This is a genomic window from Actinoplanes sp. NPDC048988, from assembly GCF_043197815.1.
GTDB lineage: Bacteria > Actinomycetota > Actinomycetes > Mycobacteriales > Micromonosporaceae > Actinoplanes.
In genome coordinates this window covers 1219885-1225962 of the sequence record NZ_JBICTW010000001.1, presented here as the reverse complement: position 1 = coordinate 1225962, position 6078 = coordinate 1219885, and the positions used below count along the sequence as shown (strand labels likewise).

General features: G+C 69.9%; 6 protein-coding genes. 2 read left to right on the top strand and 4 right to left on the bottom strand.

The genetic code is table 11. The features are described from left to right. The first annotated feature begins 871 nt into the window (after positions 1-871). Positions 872-1663 (top strand): SDR family NAD(P)-dependent oxidoreductase, encoded by a 792-nt coding sequence (locus tag ACGFJ7_RS05495; RefSeq protein ID WP_360246791.1) that lies wholly within the window; start codon positions 872-874, stop codon positions 1661-1663. A 42-nt stretch (positions 1664-1705) separates the two neighbouring features. On the opposite strand, the gene ACGFJ7_RS05490 is transcribed toward ACGFJ7_RS05495, so the two are convergent. The 4 genes from ACGFJ7_RS05490 to trxA all read right to left on the bottom strand — a co-directional run bounded on the left by ACGFJ7_RS05490 (position 1706) and on the right by trxA (position 5044). Next, positions 1706-2197: a DUF4190 domain-containing protein gene (locus tag ACGFJ7_RS05490; protein ID WP_360246790.1), complete on the bottom strand. Its 492-nt coding sequence runs from the start codon at positions 2195-2197 to the stop codon at positions 1706-1708. Between the two features lie 63 nt (positions 2198-2260). Then, entirely contained in the window at positions 2261-2668 is a 408-nt protein-coding gene (locus ACGFJ7_RS05485; RefSeq protein WP_360246788.1) for a CoA-binding protein, read from the bottom strand. 19 nt (positions 2669-2687) lie between these two features. Continuing rightward, positions 2688-4574, bottom strand: coding sequence for an intein-containing Rv2578c family radical SAM protein (locus ACGFJ7_RS05480; protein ID WP_392641027.1), 1887 nt, complete (start codon positions 4572-4574; stop codon positions 2688-2690). 107 nt (positions 4575-4681) lie between these two features. Then, positions 4682-5044, bottom strand: coding sequence for a thioredoxin (gene trxA / locus ACGFJ7_RS05475; RefSeq protein ID WP_097318692.1), 363 nt, complete (start codon positions 5042-5044; stop codon positions 4682-4684). Between the two features lie 389 nt (positions 5045-5433). On the opposite strand from trxA, the gene ACGFJ7_RS05470 reads away from it, so the two are divergent. After that, complete coding sequence (locus tag ACGFJ7_RS05470; RefSeq protein WP_360246784.1) at positions 5434-6066, top strand: RNA methyltransferase; 633 nt, start codon at positions 5434-5436, stop codon at positions 6064-6066. Positions 6067-6078 lie beyond the last annotated feature (12 nt).

Here is a 6078-nt window from a genome sequence, read left to right as displayed (position 1 = left end):
GCCCGTCGTGCCTTGCCCTTGGCGCCTTGCCCGTCGTGCCTTGCCCTTGGCGCCTTGCCCGTCGTGCCTTGCCCTTGGCGCCTTGCCCGTCGTGCCTTGCCCTTGGCGCCTTGCCCGTCGTGCCTTGCCCTTGGCGCCTCGCCTCGCCCTCATGTCGTCGCGCCGTCGCCTTGGCGCCTCTTGGCTCGTCTTCGTACCTCGCGGGCTCGCCCCTCCCTCGCGCGCCCCGCCTTGTCGCGGATTTCCATTCCGCGTTCCTTGTGGGCTGAACTTCCTTCCCCAAGCCAGCTGGTGGGTTGGGCGGCGACCGCAGCACGCTGGCGGTGCAATCGGCCGTGGGTAGCGGCGTGAAGGTCGGCTTCAGCCGGAGCACCGCGTAGTGGTCGGACTGGGCGGGAGGATGCCGGTAGTGGAGGAGGGCTCGAGGGAGCAGCATGGTCAGTGGCGCGACGGGAACCGTGTGGTGAGTTGGGCTGGGCGTGAGGATTGTCGGTAGTGGAAGGAGGGCCTGCCGAGCAGCGTGCTGAGTGGCTCGTGGTGAAAGCGGAGAGACAAAAGACGCGCATGTGACAGAAAGCGCGCCGTCGAGGAGGGCTGTCACGCCAGGAGAGCGCGGCGTGGGGTGGTGGCGGCGGGTGCAGGGCTTCATCCCGTACCGCGGAACGTGCGTGAGTGAGACGGGGAGATGGCGTGGCGGGGGTTGAGACTTAGGCGGACCACGGGTGCGCCACGGCGGGGGCGATGTTTGCTCTGGGTGAGGTGACGGGGCAGGATCGCCGCAGGGTTCCGGTGCGGAGCGTGGCGGTGGGGCCGTTACTGGGGGCCGCGCAGGGTGTGCCGGTTTTGGATGTCTGGTGGGATGGGGATCTACGTGGAAGCGACGGAACCGGAAGAGGCGCCGGTCACGCTGCGGCTGGACGGCAAGGTTGCCCTGGTCACCGGGGCCGGCAGTCCGGACGGCATCGGCTATGCGACGGCGCGGCGGCTGCGGGATCTCGGGGCCCGGGTGGCCATCGTGTCGACCACGCGGCGTATTCATGAGCGGGCGTCGGAACTCGGAGTGACCGGGTTCGTGGCCGATCTGACGGACGAGGCCGAGGTCGGTGCGCTCGCCGACGCCATCTCCGACCAGCTCGGTGATGTCGAGGTGCTGGTGAACAACGCCGGACTGGCGAGCCGGGCCAGCCCGGAGGTGCTGCGGCCGGTGGCGCAGTTGACCTACGACGAGTGGAAGTCGGAGATCGACCGGAATCTCAGTACGGCGTTCCTGTGCAGCCGGGCCTTCCAGGGCGGCATGGCCGAGCGCGGCTGGGGCCGGATCGTGAACCTGGCGGCGACCGCCGGGCCGGTGAACGCGCTGCCGACCGAGGCGGCGTACGCGGCGGCGAAGGCCGGCGTGGTCGGCCTGACCCGGGCCCTGGCGATGGAGCTGGTGGCCGACGGGGTGAACGTCAACTGTGTGGCGCCGGGGACGATCTACACGGCGGCGTCGACGGTCACCGAGATCAAGCAGGGCCTGGGTACGCCGATCGGGCGACCGGGCACTCCGGACGAGGTGGCGGCGGCGATCGCCTTCCTCTGCTCGCCGGCCGCGTCGTACATCACCGGGCAGATGCTCGTGGTGGACGGCGGCAACAGCGTGCGCGAGGCCGAGTTCCGCTGAGGACCCCGCGGGCCGGCCGGGTGACCGGCCGGCCCGCGCGGATCACGGCGAGGTGCTTCCGCTGCTCGCGACGGCGATGCCGAGGATGATGTAGCCGACGCAGACCAGCACGCCCAGGGCGGTGAAGATGTAGCCCAGCCACAGGCCGGCGGTGGCGAGGCCGTCGCCCTGCTCGCCGGTCTGGCGGATCTGCTTCTTGGCGATGTGCCCCATGACGATCGCGGCCGGCGAGAAGATGAAGGCGAACACCAGCGCCAGGATGGCCAGCGTGTTGGTGCTGGTCACCGGCTGGTAGGGCGCGCCGTAACCGGGCTGGGCGCCGTAGGGCTGGCCGTAGCCGGGCTGGCCGTAGCCCGGCTGGCCGTAGCCGGGCTGGCCGCTGTACGGCTGCCCGCTGGACGGCTGGGCCCCGTACGGCTGGCCGCTGGACGGCTGCGCGCCGTACGGCTGTCCGCTGGTCGGGTCGTAAGGCTGCTGCCCGTAGGGCTGCTGCGGCTGGTATGGGTCCGGCGTGCCACCGGGGGGATAGGTCATCAGGTCCTCCTCGTTCCCCGGCACGGTACTAGCCGGGGTACAGGGGAGAACACGGTAGGTGACCTATTCGAGCTTGGTGAGCTGCCCGACCGCCCGCTCGACGGCGAGGCAACGGTCCTCGATGTAGTCGATGCCCGCTTCCTCGGCGATCCGCCGCGCCTCGGCCGAGGCGATGCCGCTCTGCAGCCACACCGCCGGCGCTTTGATCGCGACCGCCTGGCGGACCACGTCGACCGCGTCGTACGAGGGCCGGAAGACGTCGACCAGGTCGATCGGCTCGTCGATGTCGGCCAGGGTGCGGTACGCCTTGACCCCGAAGATCTCATCGGCGTACGGGTTGACCGGGATGATCCGCCAGCCGTGGCGCTGCATCTGGAGCGGTACGGAATGGGAGGGCTTCCATGGATCGCGGGAGGCGCCGACCACCGCGATGACATTGGCCTCGGCCAGGATCTGCTGTGCGCTCCTCATGCCCTCGACTGTAATGCGATCACAGCAGCGTCAACTGCTCCGGCCGCTCGGTCTCGGCGATCGCCCGGGCCTCGGCCGGGGTGGCCCGGTGCAGCCCGTGCCGGCGGGCCGCCATCCGCACCCGCGCCACCACCTCGTGCTGATACGACTGCGGTGAGTACGAGCCGTTGCCGTACAGCTCGCGGTAGCGCGGGGCGAGTTCCGGATGGGTGCGGGTCAGCCAGGACGCGTACCACTCGCGGGCGCCCGGCCGCAGATGCAGCGGCAGCGGCGTGACGCTGGTGGCGCCGGCGGCCGCGATGGCGGCGACGGTCTCGTCGATCGACTCGTCGGTGTCGGTGAGGCCGGGCAGGATGGGCGCCATCAGGACGCCGATCGCGAAGCCGGCGTCGGTGAGCCGCCGGACCGCGTCGAGCCGCCGCCGCGGGCTCGGCGTGCCCGACTCGACCGCGCGCCAGGCCCGCTCGTCGACGAAGCCGACCGAGAAGGAAAGACCCACCCGGGTGACCTCGGCCGCCTGTTTCAGCAGTTCGAGGTCGCGCAGGATGAGCGTGCCCTTGGTGAGGATGGAGAACGGGTTCGCGTGGTCGCGCAGCGCGGCCAGGATCTGGGGCATCAGCTTGTAGCGTCCCTCGGCCCGCTGGTAGACGTCGACGTTGGTGCCCATCGCGATCGGGGCGCCGGACCAGCGGGGCGCGGCGAGCTCGCGGCGGATCAGCTCGCCCGCGTTGACCTTGACCACGATCTTGGAGTCGAAGTCGTGTCCGGTGTCGAGGTCGAGGTAGCTGTGTGTGTGCCGCGCGAAGCAGTTGTGGCTGACCACGCCGTCGGCGATGAAGTCGCTCGTGCCGGTCGTGATGTCGAACAGCGGCAGGGTGAGACCGAGGTCCTCGATGTCGACGACGGCGAGTTGACGGCCGGCCCGCACGCCGACCCCGGACGCGTCCAGCGGCGCGCCCTCGACGCCGGTGAGGTGGCGGAACCGCAGGGCGGCCCAGAGGTCACGGTCGAGCTCGACGACGCCGTTGCCGCGCACCGGGCCGCGGCTCGGCAGGCCGAGCTGGGTCAGCGCCTCGGTCACCCGGCTCAGGAACTGGCGATCGGCGCTGGTGAACGAGATGGCCAGCCGGTCGGCGCGGCCCACCGAGCCGAACGCGCCGGCCAGAAAGCCCCGGCGCCACCCGTCGGTGGGCGTCTCGGGCCAGCGCAGCGCTTCGTGCAGCGGAACGTCCTCGAGGTAGCGCTCGGCGCGCTCCCGGGCCCGGTCGAGGCCGGCGGTGTCACCGCGGACCAGGCCGCAGAGGAAACCGGCCTGATAGTCATGTGACTGTTTGGGCGGCTCGGCGAAGCGGCCGACGCCGAACATCAGATCGCCGACGGCCAGCGCGGGTTGGTGGGCCTCGGCCGGGCTCACGTGTCGCCAGCCGCGGGCGGTGAGGAAGCGGTGGTCGCCGCTGGCGACCAGCCGGGTGCCGTCGGCCAGGGTGACCCGGAAGGCCGGTTTGGTGGTCGACCAGTGGTCGAGCACGGTGGTCGGCACATACCGCCGGCAGGCGCCGGCGCCCATGGTGCCCATGATGGCGTCGCCCCGGCGCAGCTCGGCCAGCGGGCGGCTGGTGCCGTCGGCCATCAGGATCGGCGTGTCGCCGGACAGGCAGTACGAGCAGGCGTGCGAGCACCCGCGATAGGGATTGACGGTCCACTCGAACGGCACCCGCGAGGCGCCCGGCACTCGGTTGATCAGGCTTTTCGCCTGGACCTCGTAGAACGTCATGCCGGCGAAGCCGGGGGTGTCGAACGTGCGGACGGTGGCACCGGGCAGCGCCAGCGGCAGGGGTGGAGCCGCCGGCGCTGCCCTGTCGAGGAGCGAGCCGTCCGCCGAGATCGACAGGTTGGACCATCGCATGGCGGATATTCGAACACGCGTTCGATGCGCCTGTCCAGTCGAACACGCGTACCAACGAAAAACCCGCCGGCCCAGGCGGGCGGCGGGTTTCCGAGGTATCTATGTGATCAGTGGCTGTGCGCGGCGAGCTGCTGGCGCACCTCGTCCATGTCCAGCTTCTCGACCTGCTCGATCAGGTTCTCGAGGGCCGACTCGGGGAGCGCCCCGGGCTGCGAGAAGACGATGACGCCGTCGCGGACGGCCATGATCGTCGGGATCGAGCGGATGTCGAACTTCGCGGCGAGCGCCTGCTCGGCCTCGGTGTCGACCTTGCCGAACGTGATGTTCTCGTGCTTTTCCGAAGACCGCTCGTAGGTGGGCGCGAAGCGAACGCACGGCCCGCACCAGCTAGCCCAGAAGTCGACCAGGACGATTCCGTCCTTGCCGGTCACCTCGTCGAAGTTCTCAGCGGTCAGCGCAACCGTCGCCATGATGTCTCCGTCCACGGGAATTTGGCTTTCGTGCGGTGAAACCCATCCGTCCCACTCGCCATTCCCGCCTCCGGGGCGGATGACACGTGGTCTGCAGCACGAATTCGGGACACGGGGTGGGCCGTAGGCCACCCATCGTAACGATAGGTGAGGGGAACGCTCTGATTAACCAAGCAACTCGCGGCGCCCGATTTGTCACAGGTTTTAGAGATCCATCTTGCCCAGGGTAATAGGCAACAAACTTAAATGTGACCTGGGTCACAGCTGAGCTTTCTTCACATAGATACGGACGGTAAGGCAGACTTGCCCCACCAAAGCGTGGGCGGCGGGTGCCGGGGAGGGCCCCGCCGCTCATTGCGTCTCCCGGTGGATGGGTACCGTAACCGCCCATGATGATCGGTGAGGACGAGTCCGCCGAAGTGGGCGTCGGCCCCTGGCCCGGGCAGTGGCCCACCGACGAGCGGTACGACCCGGAACTGCTGGCCAACGGCGATCGCCGCAACGTCGTGGACCGCTACCGATACTGGCGCCGCGAGGCCGTGGTCGACGATCTGGACACCCGCCGGCACGGCTTCCACGTCGCCATCGAGAACTGGCAGCACGACTTCAACATCGGCACCGTGGTGCGCAACGCGAACGCCTTTCTCGCCGCCGAGGTGCACATCGTGGGGTCACGCCGGTGGAACCGCCGTGGCGCCATGGTCACTGATCGTTACCAGCACGTGCGGCACCACCCGACCATCGAGGAGTTCACCGGCTGGGCGGCCGGGCAGGACCTGCCGGTGATCGGGATCGACAATCTGCCGGGTTCACGGCCGATGGAGACCACGACGCTGCCCGAGCGCTGCGTGCTGCTCTTCGGCCAGGAGGGGCCCGGGCTCTCCGAGGCGGCGCGGGGTGCGTGCGCGGAGCTCTTCTCGATTGCCCAGTACGGCTCGACGCGCTCCATCAACGCGGGAGTGGCCAGTGGCATCGCGATGCACGCCTGGATTCGCGCCCACGCGGGACCCCCGCCCGGGTGAATCTCGCTGATA